This window comes from Sulfolobus sp. B1 (assembly GCF_007050195.1).
GTDB lineage: Archaea > Thermoproteota > Thermoprotei_A > Sulfolobales > Sulfolobaceae > Saccharolobus.
Window position 1 is genome coordinate 1 of sequence record NZ_QIMI01000323.1, and the last position, 732, is coordinate 732.

The window sequence follows — 732 nt, forward strand, 5'->3', positions numbered from 1 at the left end:
TCAAATTATCAATGAATTGTATAGAGTAATAGTGGATAGAATAGAAAAGAAGCCTAATAATAGCTACACTGTTGAAATTGTGAGCAAGGGTAAGGGATATGTGGCTAGGAAAGTAGGAGAAGAATCTGTCGAAGTAATTGTAGCATCCTTAGCGGAAAGTAGAGAGAGGTTTATAAGTGAGATTGCGGACTTGATTTACCATTTACTGGTCTTAATGGCAATGGAAGGAGTGACCCCAGATGAGGTATATGAAGAGTTAGAGAGGAGGAGAAAATGAAGGCTTTAGTAATAAATTATGGTGTAGGTAATCTTTATAGTATATCTTCAGCGTTAAAGAGGCTAGGATTTGACGTAGAAATAAGAAATGAACCGCTAAAGGGTTATGACATTATCGTACTTCCCGGTGTAGGTGCATTTTCTGCCGTATCAAGTTTTATATCCAAATATAATGATCTTCTAAATGACTTAAGGAAATCTGGTAATATCTTTCTAGGTGTATGTTTAGGTATGCAAATTATGTTTGAGAAGGGTACGGAAGGTGGAGAAAGTAAAGGGTTAGGGTGGTTTAGAGGTGTTGTAGACAAGATTAAGGCTGACGTTAAACTACCACATATTGGCTGGGATTTGGTTTATAAAGCCAATGAAGGCTGTGAGCTATCAGAAGGTTTGGAGGGTAAATACGTTTATTATGTTCACAGTTATGTTGCCTATACTCCAGATAGTGAAAAAATA

At 36.7% G+C, this 732-nt stretch carries 2 protein-coding genes; both read left to right on the forward strand.

What is annotated here, in order from left to right; genetic code table 11:
- On the forward strand, positions 1-277 hold a 277-nt coding region (gene hisE / locus DMP16_RS10475; RefSeq protein WP_143577244.1), incomplete at its 5' end, for a phosphoribosyl-ATP diphosphatase.
- Positions 274-732 (forward strand): imidazole glycerol phosphate synthase subunit HisH (gene hisH / locus DMP16_RS10480; RefSeq protein ID WP_143577245.1); only part of this gene is annotated, 459 nt, incomplete at its 3' end. The genes hisE and hisH, both read left to right, overlap by 4 nt.